The following is a 20026-nucleotide window of genomic DNA, read 5'->3' as shown; positions in this document are numbered from 1 at the left end:
TTTTAAGCCCGCTCTGCGGGCTTTTTTTATGGTAAATTTAACGGTTCTACACTAAAGTAAAGTATGTTTTAACAATGCAGGTTAGCAGGATGATAGGTAAGGTTTTATTGCTATTAATAGCTTTAATATTAAGCCTTAATAGCCATGCGAATAATAAAAAAATTTACGCATGGAAAGATAAAAATGGTGTACTGGTTTTTTCAGATACCCCTCAACCTGGTGCTAAAGAGGTAAAGCTCACTAGCCAACACTTCAACATGCCTGCAACAAATACTGATATTCTTGATACTTCACCAACTAAAACAGCGGTAAAGTTTAAAATTAGCATTACATCACCAGAGCCCAACCAAGCTATAAGAGAAAACACCGGCTCTGTATATGTTTCAACTCAGATTGCGCCTCGGTTTGAAGCTGGATTTACCATTGGTTTATTTTTAAATGGCGTTGCCATTGGTGAACCTAGTGACACCACTACGCTGGCGTTAAGAGATGTAGAGCGCGGGCAACACATATTACAAGTTAAACTTTATAATCAACAAAACCAGGTAATTGCAACTAGCCCTGAAAGTATATTTTTTATGCATCGCAAAGGCCTTAATATAGGTCGGTAATTGCAGTTAAGTACGCACAATTAGCGTATATTTTACTAAAAACCTTGCCTACCTCCCCAGGCGCACTAAAATGGTGCAATAATGATTAACAAAACACATTTTAACCCAGAGCTACTAAATATAATTTGGCAAAACCAAACCACCGCCCTGATGTTACTTGATGAGAGCTTTACACTCATTTACGCCAACACCAGTGCCAGTGAATTACTTGGCTTAGGCGAAAAGCGCTTACCAGGACAAGCGTTCGATGATTTATTTAATTACCATTCTATAGACTTAAAACGTATTGCACAGTATTCGTTGGTTGATGGTGTAGACTGCCACCAGCATAGAGCTGACGTGGTGTTTATCGATTCTCGCCATGCAAAGTTAGCGGTAAGCACACGACGAATAAAGCATAACGACACCTTTTATATTTTATTTGAATGTCGACAAACTGATGACGAAATAAAGCACGATCAAGTCTCAAATCAAATGCATCAATACCAAGCTGCACGCAACTTAATTCGCGGTTTAGCCCATGAAATTAAAAACCCACTGGGTGGAATTCGCGGGGCGGCGCAATTATTGCAGTATGAAGGTGATCAGCAAGAAAGAGATCAATGTGCAGAACTGATAATTGAACAAGCCGATCGATTGCGTGAATTAGTTGATAGGCTCCTTGGGCCTAATCAGCTGCCGCAAAAATCGTATGGCAATATACATCAAACATTAGAGTCGGTTGTAAAACTCAGTACCTTAGATAACAACCGCGATATTCGGTTAGTTAAAGACTACGATCCGAGTATTCCTGATGTTTATATTGATCAGAGCAAAGTTCAACAGGTAGTGCTAAACATTGTGCGTAATGCACAACAAGCATTGGTAGATGGTGGCGAAATAAAAATAAAAACGCGGATTAATTACCAGCATCGTCGTCCTGGCAAAGCCCCTAAAAAGGCACTCCTTATTCAAGTATTGGATAACGGCCCGGGTATTGATGCCAATTTACGCGACACCTTATTTTACCCTATGACCACCAATAAAGAAGGTGGCTCGGGACTTGGATTATCTATAGCGCAAACCTTGATTGATCAACATGATGGCTATATCGAATGTGATAGTTGGCCGGGACATACTGAATTTAATATTTATCTGCCGTTTACAGATTAATACTTTGGAGTTTGCATGAAAACAGCTTGGCTTGTAGATGATGATGCCTCAATTCGCTTTGTACTAGAAAAAGCACTGACTCGCGCAGGGTTTGAAGTAGAAAGTTTTGCAGATGCGCAAAATGTACTTAACGCGCTAAAATTTAGTCAACCTAGCGTATTAATTTCCGATGTACGAATGCCTGGCATGGACGGTATGGCATTACTTGAGCTAATAGCAGAGCAAACGCCAGGGCTACCTGTGATCATTATGACCGCTCACTCAGACCTTGATTCAGCCGTTAATGCATTCCAAAAAGGCGCATTTGAGTATTTGGCCAAGCCGTTTGATTTAAATGAAGCGGTTGCACTGGTGGAAAGTGCGTATCGAGCTAATTCAACTAAAAAAACCAAACGTAAAAGCGCGCCCCCCAAAAGTGCCCATATTATTGGTGAAGCCCCGGCTATGCAGGAAGTGTTTCGTGCTATAGGTAAGCTGTCAGCATCAAGTATGAGCGTACTCATCAACGGTGAGTCAGGAACAGGTAAAGAGTTGGTTGCCAGCGCTTTACATAACCACAGCCCGCGTAAAGAAAACCAATTTATAGCCCTTAATATGGCCGCCATCCCTAAAGAATTAGTTGAATCTGAACTGTTTGGCCACGAAAAAGGCGCTTTTACCGGGGCTGATAGCGTGCGTAAAGGCCGCTTTGAACAAGCTAATGGCGGTACCTTATTTTTGGATGAAATCGGTGATATGCCACTGGATGTACAAACCCGCTTATTGCGTGTATTGGCCGATGGCGAATTTTATCGCGTGGGGGGTCATCAAAGTATAAAAGTAGATGTACGCATTATTGCTGCTACCCATCAAAATTTAGAAGAGCTGGTAAAGCAAGGTAAGTTTAGGGATGATTTATTTCATCGTTTAAACGTGGTTCGCCTGCGTTTACCTGCTTTACGCGAGCGTCCCGAAGATATAGAGCGCTTAGCGCTACACTTTTTACATAAAAGTGCAAAAGACCTGCAAGTAGATAGCAAAATATTAAGCCCTAAAGCAATTAAACAATTGTGTTTATTTAATTGGCCTGGGAATGTTCGCCAACTTGAAAACACCTGCCGCTGGTTAACCGTTATGGCGCCAGGAGAGCTGATTGGCGAGCAAGATTTACCTCCTGAAATTATTGATAATGCCGCCGCAACCCAAGAAGGGGATTGGCTAGATTCATTTCAGCAGTGGCTTAATCAAGAATTTAAACAAGGTAAAGAAAATATTTGGCCGGATATTCAAGCCCAGCTAGAAACCCGCTTAATCAAAACAGCCCTCGCTAATTGTTCTGGCCATAAGCAAGAAGCTGCCGTAAAAATTGGTTGGGGTCGTAATACGTTGACCCGAAAATTAAAAGAGCGCAATATTAGCTGATTGTTAGAAGCATAGAGAAAGCATGAAGTTAATTGAAAACATCCCTTTGTTTAAGCAAATGGAAATTATAAATCGCTTAGATTTTTTTAAAGAATTCACACTCAATGAGCGCCAGATTTTGCTTGAGTCGTTTGGTTTACTTTATTTAATAAATAAAAATCAGTTTTTATTTAAAGAGTTTGATAACGACAAGCGACTGTTTATTGTGCTTAGTGGATCTTTAATGGTGTTTAAACACAATCACCTACTGGAACTGGGCAGTATAGAACCTGGTGAATTTATTGGTGAAGGTGCATTTATTAATAACCGAGAGCGCAGTATTAATGCACGCGCCAAAGAAAGCGCCATAGTACTGGCTATAACTGCAGATGCTCTCACCCGCCTACCTAATGTCATACGCGAAAAAATTAAAGACCGTATTATTGAAGGTATGAGCCTGCGCATTGCAAAACTCTCGGAGCATATAGAAGAGCACGGTTAACAGTTAACTTAATCCATATAAACAACCTGCATTGAGCAATTAAGCCAGCCTGGCTTATTTACATGAGCTGTTATGGTATATGTGTCTGATGGTTTTTCGCCAAAAGGAGTCTTAACCAATGGCTGTGAATGAGTGTAGGTTTGTGAATAATTGCTGTAGTAAATAACTAAATAGCCGTATAAATATTCCCATTTCAATGTGACTTTTGCGCCGCTGATTAATGTGAACTCAGCATGTTGATCAGTAAAGGTTACGACTAGGTCATTAAACTCATCTTTTTCGCACTGGGTTGTTCGCAACCGAGAAGGCATGGTAAAAGCGTCGTCTGCATTAGTATTTTTTAGGTAAAAACCGATATTACCATCACCATAAAAGTGATTTGCGCGTGTGGTGTAGCTAATTTCGGGTTGATAGCCTAACCCTTGCATAATAGTAGCTAACTGCTCTGTTTCTTGGCGTAAAATTCTATCATTTGATAATAGTAAAGTAGCTACGCCAAATTCCCGAGGAATGTCATGCTCAACATATTCGTAAGGTAGGGATTGTGTTTTGAGTGCGGCCTCTAACTGCTGGCGCTGTGAGTCCGATAAACCTTTACTAAATATATACACTGTAGGCTGTTGGCATGCACTCAACAATAGCATGAGTGCACACGCTAAAATTCCATTTTTCATTATCACCCCCGTTGATTACAAGTGTAGTCTAAAGGAGTGATTTAAAATCGCAACTTAATTTATTTGGCTGTTTAACCTGAAGTCTGGTTATTTAGCCATGCATCGACACTCTGACGTTTGTACAGCACTTCATTAAATAACCGATGACGCTCAAATACTAGCTCACTTTGTTTGGTTTTAAGCCCGCTAGTTAGCTGGCTATGGGTATCGTTAAACTTAGAGATAACTGAAAAGCCACGTTCAGTGTCTTCTTTTACCTGTTGTGCTAGATGCGCTCTTACATCATCAGCGGTTAACAGATCTGAATGCTCTAAGCCCATTAGCTCTTTTTTCATCGCTAATCTTATGCCCATGTTTTACTCCATTATTTATATTCAATCTCTTATACGGCCGATATTGGCAATTAGCGCGCCAATGTGTAATTTTTTTCGCGAGAAGCTTAACCCTGAATTACTTCAGTTTTTTTAAAGACTATAAAAAGAGATACAAAGTTTCATAAAAAATCACATAATCAACTCACCTAACAAGCTCACTTTGGTGCAAAATAGCCACTGAGCCTTTATACTACAGCTAATACCACCCCCACTGAGAAACATGATGAACGAAGAATATATAGAAGTTGAGTTAGAAGAAGAGCCTATAGAGCTGTGCAAATTATTAAAGGTATTAGATCTTGTTGAAGGTGGTGGTCAAGCAAAAAACCTAATTAGCGAAGGCTATGTCGGTGTTAACCATGAAATTTGTACAATCAAACGGAAAAAATTATACAGCGGTGATGTACTTGCATTTGATGGCGAGTTGTTTCAATTAACGTTAAGTGAAGATGCCACTCCAGCAGAACGTCCAGTTATTGATGAAACAGTTACAGCAGAAAAAGCCGCGCCAGTAGCAACAACAGAGCCGGCTAAAAATAAACGCAAACGCACTAAAAAGCCTAAAGTTGATGAAAAAACGGGTCGTCGCCCTATTTCATTTGGCTAACATTTGCTTAAGTTATATGTGTTATTAAAAGCCAGTTTGCATCACTGGCTTTTTTATTCTTTAATAGAATATCAATAATAAAAAATAGATGCTTACATGTCAGAAAACACCTCAAACCGCTGGATAAAACCCGTACTTATTACCGCCTTATTATGGAACATATTAGGTATTCTTGCATTTGTCATGCGGCTGTTTCTCTCTCCAGAGATGATAAGTAAACTACCTGAAGAACAACAACTTGCTTATAACAGCCAACCTCTATGGGCTACTTTAGCGTTTGCTATTGCGGTATTTGGCGGCGCATTAGGATGCGTACTTTTGTTATTCAAAAAGTCTCTAGCCAGATTAACATTAATAATCTCTTTGGCAGCGGTTTTAGCTCAGCAATACTATAATTTTATGATTATTAATAGCATCAACTTGTTTGGTATTAGCGCTATTTTTATGCCTATTGCAGTCACCATAATTGCGATTGCATTGGTGTATTTAAGTTTCCATTTAAAACAACAGGACTACTTTAAATAGCACTTTTTTGAGTTTAGTTTTGTGGCCAATTATTACTCAGAGTATCCCTTGAATTTTAACTTTTGGCCTTCATCTCTATTTAAATAACGACCAAAATAAATTATCCAATATGGTATTTTTTATCATGGTACACACTTTGCAAATCACTACAGAGGTCACTTTTACAAGAATATTAATCTAATTTATTGAAGGGACAAATAATGAAAAATAGTTTCGACACCCAACAACAGCTCACTATCAATGGCGAGCAGTATCATATCAACTCGCTCATGGGACTTGGCGATAAAGCCAAACGCCTGCCTTTCTCGTTAAAAGTATTGCTAGAAAACTTACTACGTAATGAAGATGGTGTGAATATTAAAGAACAAGATATTCAGGCCTTATTAGATTGGGATCCAAAAGCGAAGCCCTCTGCCGAGGTAGCTTTCACTCCAGCCCGCGTAGTAATGCAAGATTTCACTGGTGTCCCTGCAATTGTTGATTTAGCTGCCATGCGTGATGCGATGGAAAAACTCGGTGGTGATCCTGCAAAAATAAACCCACTTTCTCCTGCTGAGCTGGTAATCGATCACTCGGTGCAAGTGGATGGTTACGGTAAAGATGGTTCATTCGACTTAAACTCAAAATTAGAATATGAGCGAAACAAAGAGCGTTACGAATTTTTACGTTGGGGACAAACCGCATTTGATAACTTAAAAGTTGTACCACCTGCAACCGGTATAGTTCACCAAGTGAATTTAGAGTATTTAGCCCGCGTAGTATTTAATGATACAAAAAACGGCAAATCGTTAGCCTACCCAGATACACTAGTCGGTACAGATTCTCATACAACGATGATTAATGGTTTAGGCGTACTTGGCTGGGGTGTAGGCGGCATTGAAGCCGAAGCCGCCATGCTTGGCCAACCTATTAGCTTGCTTATTCCACAGGTTGTGGGTGTTAAATTAAATGGTCGCTTACCTGAGGGCACTACAGCAACCGATTTAGTACTTACTGTTACTGAAATGCTGCGTAACCACGGTGTGGTAGGTAAGTTTGTTGAGTTTTATGGTGACGGCCTTGCCGACTTACCACTTGCCGATAGAGCAACTATCGCTAATATGGCGCCAGAGTATGGCGCAACCTGTGGTATTTTCCCTATTGATGATGAAACGATTAATTACTTACGCTTAACTAATCGCGATGAGAAGCAGCTCAAACTAATTGAAGATTACGCTAAACACCAAGGCTTATGGCGTAACGATGGCGACGAAGCACATTATACCGATAAGCTTGAACTAACTTTAGATGATGTTGTGCCTAGCCTAGCAGGCCCTAAACGCCCGCAAGATAGAATTACTTTGGATAAAGCCGGCAAGGTTATTGGTCAGCACTTAAAAGACTTTCAAGACGAGCGTATGGCACGTCGTGATAAAAGCGATGAAGAGCAAGCGCGTATTGAAAGCGAAGGTCCTACTATCAACCCTGATGAGCCTATCGATGAAGCGCAGTTTATGGGCGCAGCAAAAGTAAACTTTAATGGAGAAGAATTTGAGTTAAATGATGGTGCCTGTGTTATTGCTGCAATTACTAGCTGTACAAACACATCTAACCCAAGTGTTATTTTAGCTGCCGGTTTAGTAGCTCAAAAAGCACGTCAGTTAGGTATTAATGTAAAACCTTGGGTTAAAACTTCACTTGCACCAGGTTCTCAGGTGGTCACCGATTACCTTGAAAAAGCAGGGTTGATGGATGACTTGGATGCGCTTGGCTTTAATTTAGTTGGTTATGGCTGTACCACATGTATTGGTAATTCAGGCCCACTTGCCGATGAAATTAGTGAGGCGATTCAAAAACACAAATTAGTTGTAAGCTCAATATTATCGGGTAACCGTAACTTTGAAGGGCGCATACATCAAGATGTTAAAATGAACTTTTTAGCGTCTCCTCCTTTAGTGGTTGCCTATGCCATAGCGGGTAGAACCGATATTGATGTTTACAACGAGCCACTCGCGCAAGATAAGCATGGTAACGATATTTACCTTAAAAATATTTGGCCGAGCGTTAAAGAAGTAAGTGAACTAGTAAAAAGTACGGTAACTAAAGAGATGTTCGAAAAAAGCTACGCCAATGTTTACGATGGCGACAGTCGCTGGCAAAAAATTCAAATACCTGATGGTAAACTTTACGATTGGGACGGTGCTTCGACTTATATCAAAAAAGCCCCCTTCTTTGATGGTATGAGTGTTGAACCACCAGGTATTCCAACTATTGAGGGTGCGCGTTGTTTAGCTAAACTGGGTGATTCGGTGACTACTGATCATATTTCACCAGCAGGCGCAATTAAGGCAGAGGCACCCGCAGGGCTTTACCTACAAGAAAATGGGGTTGAAAAAGTACAATTTAACTCTTATGGTTCACGACGTGGTAATCACGAAGTAATGATGCGCGGTACATTCGCTAATGTGCGCCTTAAAAACTTACTAGCCCCTGGTACCGAGGGCGGTGTTACCCGCACTCAACCTGATGATAAGCTAGAAAGTATTTATGACGCGGCAATGGCATATCAAGAAAGTGGAATACCACTAGTGGTTCTAGCAGGTAAAGAGTATGGTACCGGCTCTTCGCGAGATTGGGCTGCAAAAGGGTCATTATTACTCGGTATTAAAGCTGTGATAGCACAAAGCTATGAGCGTATTCACCGTTCTAATTTAATTGGTATGGGCGTACTTCCTTTACAATTTAAAGAAGGTGAAAGCCATGAATCACTAGGCTTAACTGGGCAAGAGCAATTTGATATTCAAGAGTTATACGATAAAACCGACGAAGTCAGTGTAATTGCCACTAACAGTGAAGGTAAACAAGTTAGCTTTAGTGCCGATGTGCGTATTGATACTCCGAAAGAGTGGGATTACTACAAACATGGCGGTATTTTACAGTACGTACTGCGCAATATGCTTGACTAACAACTTAAAACGAAAATGCAGCCCGGCTCAGTAATGAGCTGGGCTTTTTTATATTATTAATGGATGCTTGCGCTAAATCAATGCCGCTTTATAAAGATTACATACACTAAGAAGACACGCTGCGCAGAGGTCGCTATGTCTTCAATTGTAATAATAAGACTACTTAAAACATCGATTTTGCTTGGATTGTGCTTAATAGTGACAGGCCATGGTTTAATTGTATCGAGCTACTTTACCAACCAGTTCGGCATTAAAGGTATTATTACTGCAGCTGCCTGTATTGCAATTGGCGTACTTTTATCGTTGCCCACAAAAATATACTTAACTATATTATTAATGGAAGCAGAAAAGCGTTATTTGAAGACACAGCAAAAACACCTCAAAATTAAAAGCCGCTAAAACTTTCGACCTCTTTACTGCGTTGCTCTATTCTCTTTTTAGCTTTTTCAGCATCTTCAAACAGCTTATTAATTGATTCACTGTTGTATATCGCTGGTGCTCGCTGAGGAAAAGGCTTTACTGCTGATTTAGCACTGCCACTCAAAATGGCGGTATCTTCTGCAACCACGACATTAATATCGGCGGGGTTAAGCTTTACCACTTCGCTTTTACCATTCTTGTTTGGTACATCTGAGAAATGCCATTGTCCTTGCTCGTCTTGCCATTTATAAATTGGCTTAGGAGTTTCTGTCTCAAAGGTAGCCCCAGTGATTTTTTCACCCGCTGTGGTAATTGCTGAGGTAATACTATCTAACGCGCTAGATGAAAGCGCTATCATTTCATTTTTAATCTCTGCTGATTCACTGTGAATAACAGAGGTACTTAACCAAGGCTGGCCATTTGGCTTTTTTATAAAAAATAATAAGACTACAGCTAATATCATCACTGACATTGCTAAATAGGTGAAGTATTTCATAGCGTTCCTGCTGTGTGTTTAATCCATCATCACAACCAATATAATAAAAAAGAACCAATTCAGCAAATATTAAACAACAAAAAACGCAGCAAAGGCTGCGATTTTTTGATTTTATAGCTTTGAATAATAATATAATTAAATACCATCTCCATCTATATGTAAGCCACACTCACGGTTTAAGCCAAAAAAGCGGGTTTCCTCTTCACTCATGCCGGGCTCTAATTTACGCGTGGTATGTATATCCCCCATCGACACATAACCCTGCTCCCATAATGGGTGGTATGGCAAATTGTGCTTTGTTAGATACTGATATACATCGCGATTATTCCATTCAATAATGGGATATACTTTTACCGTACCTCGGCTTATTTCTAGTACTTGCTTTTCAGCACGGCTTGAGGATTGATCTCGACGTAGGCCACTAAACCAAGTGCTCGCATTTAGCTCCTTTAAAGCGCGTGTCATTGGCTCTACTTTATTGAGCTGGTTGTATTGCTTAATGCCTGCCTCACCTAGCTCCCATAATTTTCCAAATTTAGCCTCTTGCCATGCAGGGCTCAGCTGCGCTTTATACACTTTTAGGTTAAGTGATAACTGCGAAGTCATTTGCTCTATAAACTGATAGGTTTCTGGAAATAAGTAGCCTGTATCAGTTAATACCACAGGTATATCTGGGCGCTGTGCAGTCATTAAATGCAACATAACTGCAGCCTGAATACCAAAGCTCGATGATAAAAACGCAGTGTCAGGCAAATTTTCAAGTGCCCATGCAACGCGCTGCTCTGCGCTCATGTCAGCCAGCAAACCGTTCGCATCAGCTAACATAGCCTGTTGGCTTTGCTTATCTAGCTGTAATATGTTTTTAAATTCACTCATGGTCAACTTTAAACCTCACCAGCGCTTTGCGCTGCTTTTAAATTATGCGTAAAAATCGGTAACGGATACTTTTACTTCTGCAACAATACCTTTGCGAATAACAAAATCACCAAAACATTCGCCATCATTACGCTCACTAACCCATTGCCCAATGAGTTTATCGAATGCTTCTAAGTAAACCTCTTCGCCAACATTTTCAAGGTAAAGCTTTGGAATACGTGTACCCTCAGTATTCCCCCCAAGGTAAACGTTGTACTTACCAGGGCCTTTGCCGACCAAGCCTGCTTCTGCTAGCATGGCACGACCACAGCCATTCGGACAACCAACTACACGCATAATAATGCTGTCATTTGGCACTCCGTGTTTGGCTAATAAGTTCTCTATTTTTTCAATTAAACTCGGTAAGTAACGCTCAGCTTCGGCCATAGCTAATGGGCAAGTTGGCAATGCCACACACGCCATTGAATTTTTGCGTTGCTCAGTGTCCTTATCGTCAATCAAACCATGATTGCGGGCTATTTCTTCAATTACTGCTTTTTGATCGGCCGGTACACCGGCAATAATTAAGTTTTGATTTGCCGTCATGCGAAAATCACCTTGATGAATTTCTGCAATTTTGCGACACCCTGTTTTAAGCGGCTTATCTGGGTAGTCTAAAATACGACCGCTTTGAATAAATAAGGTTAAGTGGTGCTTACCATCAATGCCTTCTACCCAACCAATACGATCCCCTCGGTGAGTAAACTCATAAGGGCGGCTTGGTGCAAAGTTCACGCCTGCGCGCTTTTCAACTTCAGCTTTGAATACTTCAGTGCCAACACGATCGAGTGTGTATTTAGTTTTTGCATTTTTACGATTTGAGCGGTTGCCCCAATCACGCTGAACAGATACTACGTGCTCAGCAATTTTTAACGTATCTTCTAGGCTAATAAAGCCAAAGTCGTCCGCTTTACGTGGGTAGGTTGCTGTATCGCCATGGGTCATCGCCAAACCGCCGCCTACTAGCACGTTAAAACCAACGAGTTTGCCATCCTCAGCAATCGCCACAAAGTTTAAATCGTTAGCATGTACGTCCACCTCATTATTAGGTGGGATCGTCACTGTAGTTTTAAACTTACGCGGTAAATACGTTGAACCTAAAATAGGCTCTTCTGTAGTTTCAGATTTTTCGCCATTAAGCCAAATTTCAGCGTATGCCTTCGTTTTAGGTAATAAGTGTTCAGAAATTTTTGCCGCCCACTCGTAGGCCTCTTGATGTAACTCAGACTCAACCGGATTGGTAGTACATAACACATTACGGTTAACATCACCGGCAGTGGCAATAGAATCAATTCCAACACTATTAAGCAATTGGTGCATACCTTTAATTTCAGGTTTTAATACACCATGAAACTGAAATGTTTGGCGAGTAGTTAAACGAATGCTGCCATAACTGGTTTTATCACCAGCAAATTTATCAATTGCAAGCCATTGCTCTGGCTTAATAATACCGCCAGGCATACGTGCGCGTAACATCACATTATGCAATGGCTCTAGCTTTTGTTTAGCACGTTCAGGACGGATATCGCGATCATCTTGTTGATACATGCCGTGAAAACGAATTAACTGGAAATTATCGGCGGTAAAACCACCGGTGATCTCGTCTTTTAAATCTTGCTCTATAGTGCCACGTAAAAAGTTGCTTTCTCTTTTCAAACGCTCGTTATCAGAAAGCTTTACGTTTTTATCTTGTTCGCTCATGTTTAATCCTAAATTTGTTACAGTGACGGCTGTTAGCGTTACTTTTTATAAAGTAAACAATGTGTACTTAGTACACGTCTTTCTGATAGCGATTTGCGCTTCTTAAGTCTTTTAAGTACTGCTCTGCGTCTTCATAGCTTTTACCGGTGTTTTCGCTAATAATATCAACTAAGGCATTGTGTACATCTTTTGCCATGCGGTTAGCGTCGCCACACACATAAAAATGAGCGCCCGCTTCTAACCAATCAAATACTTCTTTTGAGTTTTTACGTAACTTGTCTTGTACATAAACTTTTTCTGCTTGGTCACGGCTAAACGCTACATCAATCTTACTTAGTAAACCTGACTTTAAGTATCCTTGAATTTCTACTTGGTACAAGAAGTCTTGAGTAAAGTGTGGGTTACCAAAAAACAGCCAGTTTTTACCTGTTGCTTCTCGTGCATCACGTTCTTGTAAAAAGGCGCGAAATGGCGCAATACCAGTACCTGGACCAACCATAATAATTGGTGTGTCATCACTTACTGGTAAGCGGAAGTTATCGTTATGTTCACTGAACACTTTTACTTTACAGCCTTCTTCTGCGCGGCGTGCTAAGTACCCTGAACAACCACCTAAGTGCTCTGTGCCAAACGCTTCAAACTCAACTAATGCAATAGTTAAGTGCACCTCATCTTCAACCTCAGCTTGGCTAGAGGCAATTGAATATAAACGTGCTTGTAATTTACGCAGGCAATCAACTAGTGTTTGCGCTTCTAATTTAGCTGGGTTTTGTGCAACCACATCAAAGATTTGACGAGGCTCAATGTATTCGCGCATTGCGCCTTTATCTTCTACTAGTTTAAGCAGCTCAGGCGTGCCTGTAGCCGTGGCGTACTTTTCAACAAACCCAGGGTAGGATTGTGTTAGCTCTAGTTTTTCAATTAAGGCATCACGTACGCTGAGTTCTTCATCGCCAAGTTTAACGCGGCTAGTTGGATCAATTTGTGTTTGCGCTAGTAGCTCATCTACACGGGCTTCATCATTTAAAAAGTAAATGCCGAGTGAATCACCAGGTGTATACGTAATGTCTGACCCTTCTAGTGAAATTTCAACATGGCGTACATCTTTGGTTGAATCACGACTAGTAATTTTTTGCACTAAGCTTAGCTCTGCCGCAAACGGATTTTGCTTTGTGTACTGACTAGCCGCTGCTACAGGAGCGCCAAATGGCATTGATACAACTTGACCGCTAGTTGCATCTTGCTGGGCTTTTAAATCTGGTTCAAACGCATTTAATGCGCCCTCAATCCAAGTGGCTGCTTCGTCATCATAATCAACGTCTAGGTCAGCACGTTGATGAATAACCTCCGCACCTAATTTAGTTAAACGCTCTTCAAAGTCTTTAGCGGTTTGGCAGAAAAATTCATAGCTAGAATCACCTAAGCCTAATACTGCAACTTTGACACCATCAAGCTTTGGCGCTTTTTTAGTAATTAAAAATTCATACAGTGTTTCAGCGTCTTCTGGTGGCTCACCCTCGCCGTAAGTCGATACAACCACGGTTAGAAACTTTTCTTTTTTCAGGGCAGTCGGTTTGTAATCTGACATGCTAACCAGCTTTGTTGCTAAGCCGCGAGACTCAGCTTGCTCTTTAAGTTTAGTCGCCACCGCTTTAGCATTACCTGTTTGTGAACCATATAAAATGGTCAGTGCTGCCGCCTCCGAGGTTGCAGGTGCACCTGAAGCTGGCGCGCCAAGCGCTGCAGAATTAGCATTAGCAGCTAAGTAGCCGCTAACCCAGGCTTGCTGAATTGGATTAAGCTCAGCCACTAAACCTTGTAGCTTTTGTACTTGCTCTTGCGAAAGCGGACTTGCTAGCGCATTGAGTTGACCTAACAACATGAATTTTTCCTCATAACCCTGAACGTTAAACACAATGCTTGTTCACATTGTTTAAAATGAGTGCCACCTCACTCAGAAAGTTCTGTTGAGGTTAATTGAGTATGCAGGATAGCCGCCTAAGCATAGATAAAAAAAGAATAGAATCTGCTTTGATATTCCATTTAGTTATTAAGTTATCTAAAAACCTACGAAATAGGCCTAAAAGGGTTTTATTGCCTTTTATGAAATTTTAATTTAACAATTTTGTAACTTTAATATTCTAAGGTATATTACGCAAAAATATAAATAGGAACACCTATGTTACACGGTATATATAAAAACAAATTACTTTTGAGCACCTTGTTATTATCCCCATTACCCGCGATGGCTAATGTGGTTAATGGCAACTTTGAACAATACAGTGGCAACACCCCAGATGCGTGGACAGTGATTGATAGCGGTATTAACGTATCTGCCAACAGCACAGTCGTAAGCACAGGCTCACAAGCAGCAGCGATTAGCGTTAATACAGGCACACAAAGCAATACTGATTTTTTGCAGCAAGTCGCTGTTGAAATGGGTAAAACTTATGAGTTCTCAGTAGATGTGTATCATACCGAAGGCCATCTTAAGGCGCGTTTGTTGATAGATGGTTATCAAGGCTATTCAAATCCAGCACAAACCAACCAATGGCAGAGTATAACTTACAGCTACACAGCTGATAGTAATAAAACCATTGATGTCGGCTTACGCTTTTATGATACAACGGGATTTGATGGTAGCGAGTTAGTTTATGTTGATAACTTCTTGCCTAATAATGACAGCATTGGCTCTCCAAGCTGCGCAGATAACGGCCTTACTTTTAGCCTAACCACAGATAACTACGGCGAAGAAACCAGCTGGCAAATAGCGCACAACCAAACCGGTGTCGTTGCAAGCGGAAGTGGGTATGCTGCAAACACCCAATATACTGAACAATTATGCGTAGCCGATGGTGAGTATACATTTACTATTAATGACAGCTATGGCGATGGTATTTGCTGTTCATATGGCAGTGGTAGCTACGCCTTGAATAATGAAAGCACATTGCTCGCCAGTGGAGCTAGTTTTCAAACAACCGAAGCTACCGCTTTCTCATTAGGAAGCACTGAGCCAACACCGACGCCAACCGGCTACTATGTGACAACTCAAGGCTTGTCTGGTTACACGCTAAAAACTGAGCTTTATAACATTATTAATAATCATAATGCTCAGGGGTATTCCGCTATTTGGAATTTTTACGACGCATCGGCGCGTGATAAATACTATGAAAACGATAATAGTATTTTAGATATGTACAGCGAGAAGCCCAATGGCTCTGATAGCTACACATACACAGCTGTTAGCGATCAATGTGGCACCTACAGTGGTGAGGCAGATTGCTACAACCGAGAGCATTCGTTCCCTAAAAGTTGGTTTGGTGGAAAAGTTGAACCGATGAACTCTGATGTTCATCATATTTACGCCACTGACGGTTATGTAAATTCAAAACGAAGCAACTTCCCATTCGGTGAAGTAGCAAGCGCTTCGTTTACCTCAACCAACGGCAGTAAATTAGGCTCTGCAAGTAATACGATTAATTACAACGGTACTGTGTTTGAACCTATTGATGAATTTAAAGGTGACTTTGCTCGTGCTTATTTTTACATGGCAACCCGTTATCAAAACGTAATTGGTGCTTGGCAAAATAACACCGCAGCTAGTAATGACGTGCTTAATGGCACCAGTACCCAAGTATTTGAAAGCTGGGTTGTGGCCATGCTGTTAAAGTGGCATAACAACGATCCTGTTAGCCAAATGGAATTAGACCGCAACCAAGCAGCGTTTGAATTTCAGGGAAATCGTAACCCGTATATTGATCATCCTGAATTTGTAGAGATGATTTGGTAAACGGGCTTCCGGCTTCGCAGAAAACACAAGCCTTTGCCTACGCAGAGGCTTTTTATTATAAACTGCGCATTATAATTACTAATAAGTACATAACACATCTTAAAAATTGGAGTAAAACCAAGATCCAGATATCTAGCAATATAAGCCTAAACCTCAGTAGAAAAATAAGTGCTTACTAGCACTTCAGCTATTACTATTATTGTTTTTTAAAACTAGCTAGACCCAGCTCTTCTGATTCATATCGTGTTCCTGTTAACTTTATCAACCAAACACTATCGATAAAAGTACGGCTAAAATATACAGCTTGACCACTGGGAATGTTAGGCATAAAAGACGTTATCGATTGCCATTGGCCATCTGTTTTATCTTTTAACTTCATCGATGCATTGAAAAACGATCCATCTTCGTTTGCTTTTATCTCAAGTGATGTTAGTTGTTTTTTATCCCCTATTTCTATTTGTGCACTCTCGTTTAATAGAGCTAATAGCATTGGTTGGTGAATTGGAGTCAATGAATTTAGTGTTTCAGAAATTTTACTATCAATTGTTATTTCATTTTTCAATTTATAAATATCGGCTTTAACTGCAAAAACAGGTTCAGCATTAGTTTGATAACTTACAAAGAATAAAGCGATGGAGCTAAGTAATAAATAAACGTGTTTTTTCATAATACAATATATCCTTTCGTTAGTTTGAGAATACTAGCATAATTTAAAGTAGCCCATAAAAATCGCTAATCTATTAATATTCATGATATTCTTTTATTCATTCGCATGAATAGAGGCATGACCTCTATCTCTGGCTTAGCTAATTAGTGATAATAATGTGGCTGCAATTAAGAAGAGAATATGGGTATGCAATCGCTAGGAAAAGAATTAAAACGTCTTCGATCAGACAAAAAATGGACTCAAGCATTTGCTGCACGTGAAATAGGCATCCAACAGTCTTACTTATCAAAACTAGAGAATGGCCAATTCATTCCTTCTCCCGAAGTAATCGAAAAGCTAAAGCGATGCTATGGCGAAGCATGTTTTGATTGCTATTTACCTGTAACAACATCAACCAAAGTGCCACTGAAAAAACTGCCTATTTTGAGTTTTACGCTATTAATAATTAGCCTTATGGTTTGGCTATTGCAACGTATGAAATTTTTTATGCTGAAACCTACTTTACTTATCAGGCAAAGCAAGAAGATTTTTTAGCGTTTAATGTCACTCAGCAATACCAAGGCGAACGTTTTATTGAGGGGGACGTGACCTATCAAATTGTAGGCGAAAGGCAAGTCAGTAGAATTGAAAACCGCTTTCTAATTGTAACTTCCGCAGTATGCATTTTATTATCTATTGTTGCAGCTCTACTCTCGCAAAGTCATAGGTTTGGTAAATTATAAAGCTGTTATTTAGTTGCTCTTGGCAATTACTCCAGTATTACTCTACCTCCAAAATCTATGCTGTCGTATATCAGAAATTTTTAACACGATTAACGTCAGATTCAATCACTCAAATTGATAAAGTATTAGGACAATTACGTATTCACGGCGTGCTTTTTCTCGAGTGCTCTAGACTAAAAACCCAAGCTACGGCCCTCAAATTCACTCCGAGCAGTTGACGGCTGACGGCTTAAAACTTACCGCTTACAGCTTTTTTAAACGCAAAAAAAACCCCAGCAAAAGCTGGGGTTTCTTATAAAAACAGACTTAATTAAAAATTAAGCTTGTTTTGGACGTTCAACAACATCTACCAAAGTCCAAGATTTGTTCTTAGAAATTGGTGCACATTCACGGATAGTAACTACGTCACCCGCTTTTGCAGTGTTATTTTCGTCATGTACGTGTAACTTAGTCGTACGTTTGATGAATTTCCCATAGATTGGGTGCTTCACGTAACGTGCGATAGCAACAGTGAAAGATTTTTCCATCTTGTCGCTGATTACACGGCCTTGAAGAGTACGAATTTTATCGCTCATTATTGACCTGCCTTCTGGTTAATAATTGTTTTTACACGCGCGATATCGCGACGTACTGTTCTTAGCGTGTGTGTCTGAGCTAGCTGACCAGTGCTTGCTTGCATGCGCAGGTTAAACTGCTCACGAAGAAGACCTAGAAGTTCAGCATTAAGCTCTTCTACGCTTTTATCTTTTAGTTCGTTTGCTTTCATCACATTACCGTCCGAGTTACGAAAGTTGTTTTGAATGGCAGCTTACGAGCAGCAAGGTTAAACGCTTCACGAGCAAGCTCTTCTGAAACACCTTCCATTTCGTAAAGTACTTTACCAGGCTGAATTTCAGCAACCCAATATTCAACAGAACCTTTACCTTTACCCATACGAACTTCAAGAGGCTTTTCTGTGATCGGCTTGTCAGGGAAGACACGGATCCAGATTTTACCTTGACGTTTCACGTGACGTGTCATAGCACGACGAGCTGCTTCGATTTGACGAGCAGTCATGCGGCCACGACCAGTAGCTTTCAAACCGAAAGTACCGAAGCTTACTTTGTTACCGTTTTGCGCTAGACCACGGTTGCGGCCTTTATGCATTTTACGGAATTTTGTACGTTTTGGCTGTAACATTACTCGCTACCTCTACTTAGCACTTTTTTTGGCTTTCTTTGGTGCGCGTTTAGCTGGTTTCTCTTGCTCTTGTACTAGTGGTAAACCACCAATAACTTCGCCTTTGAAGATCCAAACTTTAACACCAATGATACCGTAAGTGGTTAAGGCTTCAGAAGTTGCGTAGTCGATATCAGCACGAAGAGTATGTAGAGGTACACGACCTTCACGATACCATTCTGAACGTGCGATTTCTGCGCCGCCAAGACGACCGCTAACTTCAACTTTAATCCCTTTAGAACCGATGCGCATTGCATTTTGTACCGAACGCTTCATAGCGCGACGGAACATAACACGACGCTCTAGCTGAGAGGCAATGCCGTCTGCTACTAGTTGTGCATCTAGTTCTGGTTTACGTACTTCAGAAATATTAATCTGAGCAGGTACACCAGCGATTTTAGTTACCGCTTGACGTAATTTTTCTACGTCTTCGCCTTTTTTACCGATAACAACACCCGGACGAGCCGTGTGAATAGTTACTCGGATAGATTTTGCTGGACGCTCAATAACGATTTTAGACACAGAAGCCGCTTTCAATTCCTTAGTAAGGAATGTACGTACTTTGTGATCGCCAAAAAGCTGTGCAGAGAAATCTTTTGAATTCGCGTACCAGGTAGAAACCCAAGGTTTAGATATACCTAGGCGAATACCAGTAGGATGAACTTTTTGTCCCATTACTTATATCTCCTAGCTATCTGAAACCACAACAGTGATGTGGCTTGTACGCTTAAGGATGCGGTCTGCGCGTCCTTTAGCACGTGGCATAATACGTTTCATTGTTGGACCATCGTCCACAAAGATCGTTGTTACACGTAGCTCATCAATGTCAGCACCTTCGTTATGCTCTGCGTTAGCAATAGCAGACTCAAGTACTTTCTTAACTAATACAGCCGCTTTTTTCGGGCTGTACGCCAGGATTTCTAGTGCGCGATCGACAGGTAACCCGCGGATCTGATCTGCAACTAGACGTGCTTTTTGCGCCGAACCAGAGGCGAATTTATGTTTAGCTAATGCTTGCATTTATCTTCCCCTCTTAACGTTTCTTCGCTTTCTTATCCGCAGCATGGCCACGGTAAGTGCGAGTTGGTGCAAATTCACCTAGTTTGTGACCGATCATTTCGTCAGAAACGAAAACTGGTACATGCTGGCGACCATTATGGACAGCAATGGTCAATCCGATCATGTTAGGTATGATCATTGAACGACGGCTCCAAGTTTTAATTGGCTTCTTTTCACCGCTTTCCAAAGCTTTCTCTACCTTCTTCAGCAAGTGTAGGTCTATAAAAGGACCCTTCTTGAGAGAGCGTGGCATGGCTATTCCTCAATA

At 40.7% G+C, this 20026-nt stretch carries 23 protein-coding genes; 10 read left to right on the top strand and 13 right to left on the bottom strand.

Annotation, left to right across the window (positions count from 1 at the left end):
• Positions 1-89 precede the first annotated feature (89 nt).
• The 4 genes from FLM54_RS00930 to FLM54_RS00915 all read left to right on the top strand — a co-directional run bounded on the left by FLM54_RS00930 (position 90) and on the right by FLM54_RS00915 (position 3645).
• Positions 90-611: a DUF4124 domain-containing protein gene (locus FLM54_RS00930; RefSeq protein ID WP_138606723.1), complete on the top strand. Its 522-nt coding sequence runs from the start codon at positions 90-92 to the stop codon at positions 609-611.
• A gap of 81 nt (positions 612-692) precedes the next feature.
• Positions 693-1763 (top strand): nitrogen regulation protein NR(II), encoded by a 1071-nt coding sequence (gene glnL, locus FLM54_RS00925; protein WP_178954603.1) that lies wholly within the window; start codon positions 693-695, stop codon positions 1761-1763.
• 15 nt (positions 1764-1778) lie between these two features.
• Positions 1779-3164, top strand: a complete 1386-nt coding sequence (ntrC, locus tag FLM54_RS00920; RefSeq protein ID WP_138570137.1) for a nitrogen regulation protein NR(I) — start codon at positions 1779-1781, stop codon at positions 3162-3164.
• A gap of 22 nt (positions 3165-3186) precedes the next feature.
• Positions 3187-3645 (top strand): Crp/Fnr family transcriptional regulator, encoded by a 459-nt coding sequence (locus tag FLM54_RS00915; RefSeq protein WP_008108381.1) that lies wholly within the window; start codon positions 3187-3189, stop codon positions 3643-3645.
• 8 nt (positions 3646-3653) lie between these two features.
• Here FLM54_RS00915 and FLM54_RS00910 read toward each other — a convergent pair whose 3' ends face one another.
• Together FLM54_RS00910 and FLM54_RS00905 are read right to left on the bottom strand one after the other, a co-directional pair.
• Positions 3654-4319 carry a hypothetical protein gene (locus FLM54_RS00910; RefSeq protein ID WP_178954601.1) on the bottom strand — a complete coding sequence of 222 codons (666 nt, stop codon included), beginning with the start codon at positions 4317-4319 and terminating at the stop codon, positions 3654-3656.
• A gap of 71 nt (positions 4320-4390) precedes the next feature.
• Positions 4391-4672 carry a hypothetical protein gene (locus FLM54_RS00905; protein WP_008108379.1) on the bottom strand — a complete coding sequence of 94 codons (282 nt, stop codon included), beginning with the start codon at positions 4670-4672 and terminating at the stop codon, positions 4391-4393.
• A gap of 244 nt (positions 4673-4916) precedes the next feature.
• Here FLM54_RS00905 and FLM54_RS00900 point away from each other — a divergent pair, with 244 nt between their 5' ends.
• The 4 genes from FLM54_RS00900 to FLM54_RS00885 all read left to right on the top strand — a co-directional run bounded on the left by FLM54_RS00900 (position 4917) and on the right by FLM54_RS00885 (position 9169).
• The gene (locus tag FLM54_RS00900) at positions 4917-5300 is read left to right on the top strand and encodes an RNA-binding S4 domain-containing protein (RefSeq protein WP_008108378.1); all 384 of its coding nucleotides are present in this window, start codon (positions 4917-4919) and stop codon (positions 5298-5300) included.
• A gap of 96 nt (positions 5301-5396) precedes the next feature.
• Positions 5397-5825 (top strand): hypothetical protein, encoded by a 429-nt coding sequence (locus FLM54_RS00895; RefSeq protein ID WP_178954599.1) that lies wholly within the window; start codon positions 5397-5399, stop codon positions 5823-5825.
• A 200-nt stretch (positions 5826-6025) separates the two neighbouring features.
• Complete coding sequence (acnA, locus tag FLM54_RS00890) at positions 6026-8770, top strand: aconitate hydratase AcnA (RefSeq protein ID WP_178954597.1); 2745 nt, start codon at positions 6026-6028, stop codon at positions 8768-8770.
• A gap of 135 nt (positions 8771-8905) precedes the next feature.
• Complete coding sequence (locus tag FLM54_RS00885; protein ID WP_178954595.1) at positions 8906-9169, top strand: hypothetical protein; 264 nt, start codon at positions 8906-8908, stop codon at positions 9167-9169.
• On the opposite strand, the gene FLM54_RS00880 is transcribed toward FLM54_RS00885, so the two are convergent.
• From FLM54_RS00880 to FLM54_RS00865, 4 genes are all read right to left on the bottom strand, one after another.
• On the bottom strand, positions 9156-9686 hold the full coding sequence (locus FLM54_RS00880) for a DUF4124 domain-containing protein (RefSeq protein WP_178954593.1): 531 nt from the start codon (positions 9684-9686) through the stop codon (positions 9156-9158). The two genes, FLM54_RS00885 and FLM54_RS00880, sit on opposite strands and share 14 nt — an antisense overlap.
• Positions 9687-9821: 135 nt before the next feature.
• The gene (locus FLM54_RS00875) at positions 9822-10562 is read right to left on the bottom strand and encodes a phosphoadenylyl-sulfate reductase (protein ID WP_178954591.1); all 741 of its coding nucleotides are present in this window, start codon (positions 10560-10562) and stop codon (positions 9822-9824) included.
• 42 nt (positions 10563-10604) lie between these two features.
• On the bottom strand, positions 10605-12302 hold the full coding sequence (gene cysI / locus FLM54_RS00870) for an assimilatory sulfite reductase (NADPH) hemoprotein subunit (RefSeq protein ID WP_178954589.1): 1698 nt from the start codon (positions 12300-12302) through the stop codon (positions 10605-10607).
• A 67-nt stretch (positions 12303-12369) separates the two neighbouring features.
• Positions 12370-14184: an assimilatory sulfite reductase (NADPH) flavoprotein subunit gene (locus FLM54_RS00865; protein ID WP_178954588.1), complete on the bottom strand. Its 1815-nt coding sequence runs from the start codon at positions 14182-14184 to the stop codon at positions 12370-12372.
• Between the two features lie 297 nt (positions 14185-14481).
• Between FLM54_RS00865 and FLM54_RS00860 the strand changes: the two genes are divergently transcribed.
• On the top strand, positions 14482-16092 hold the full coding sequence (locus FLM54_RS00860) for an endonuclease (protein WP_178954586.1): 1611 nt from the start codon (positions 14482-14484) through the stop codon (positions 16090-16092).
• Between the two features lie 196 nt (positions 16093-16288).
• On the opposite strand, the gene FLM54_RS00855 is transcribed toward FLM54_RS00860, so the two are convergent.
• Positions 16289-16759 (bottom strand): hypothetical protein, encoded by a 471-nt coding sequence (locus FLM54_RS00855; RefSeq protein ID WP_008108359.1) that lies wholly within the window; start codon positions 16757-16759, stop codon positions 16289-16291.
• Positions 16760-16945: 186 nt separating this feature from the next.
• Here FLM54_RS00855 and FLM54_RS18790 point away from each other — a divergent pair, with 186 nt between their 5' ends.
• A complete protein-coding gene (locus FLM54_RS18790; protein WP_260681693.1) occupies positions 16946-17293 on the top strand; it encodes a helix-turn-helix domain-containing protein in 348 nt (115 codons plus the stop codon).
• 505 nt (positions 17294-17798) lie between these two features.
• Here FLM54_RS18790 and rpsQ read toward each other — a convergent pair.
• From rpsQ to rpsS, 6 genes are read right to left on the bottom strand one after another with little or no spacing between them, the layout of a single operon-like run.
• A complete protein-coding gene (gene rpsQ, locus FLM54_RS00845) occupies positions 17799-18056 on the bottom strand; it encodes a 30S ribosomal protein S17 (protein WP_013463780.1) in 258 nt (85 codons plus the stop codon).
• On the bottom strand, positions 18056-18247 hold the full coding sequence (rpmC, locus tag FLM54_RS00840; RefSeq protein WP_008108355.1) for a 50S ribosomal protein L29: 192 nt from the start codon (positions 18245-18247) through the stop codon (positions 18056-18058). The genes rpsQ and rpmC overlap by 1 nt, the downstream gene beginning before the upstream one ends.
• Positions 18247-18660 (bottom strand): 50S ribosomal protein L16, encoded by a 414-nt coding sequence (gene rplP, locus FLM54_RS00835; RefSeq protein ID WP_008108352.1) that lies wholly within the window; start codon positions 18658-18660, stop codon positions 18247-18249. The genes rpmC and rplP overlap by 1 nt, the downstream gene beginning before the upstream one ends.
• Before the next feature lie 12 nt (positions 18661-18672).
• Positions 18673-19374 carry a 30S ribosomal protein S3 gene (rpsC, locus tag FLM54_RS00830; protein ID WP_008108350.1) on the bottom strand — a complete coding sequence of 234 codons (702 nt, stop codon included), beginning with the start codon at positions 19372-19374 and terminating at the stop codon, positions 18673-18675.
• A gap of 12 nt (positions 19375-19386) precedes the next feature.
• Positions 19387-19719 (bottom strand): 50S ribosomal protein L22, encoded by a 333-nt coding sequence (gene rplV / locus FLM54_RS00825; RefSeq protein ID WP_004588690.1) that lies wholly within the window; start codon positions 19717-19719, stop codon positions 19387-19389.
• Between the two features lie 13 nt (positions 19720-19732).
• Complete coding sequence (gene rpsS, locus FLM54_RS00820; protein ID WP_004588689.1) at positions 19733-20011, bottom strand: 30S ribosomal protein S19; 279 nt, start codon at positions 20009-20011, stop codon at positions 19733-19735.
• Positions 20012-20026 lie beyond the last annotated feature (15 nt).

The organism is Pseudoalteromonas sp. Scap25 (assembly GCF_013394125.1).
Classification (GTDB): Bacteria; Pseudomonadota; Gammaproteobacteria; order Enterobacterales; family Alteromonadaceae; genus Pseudoalteromonas.
This window is presented reverse-complemented; position numbering and strand designations above follow the sequence as displayed.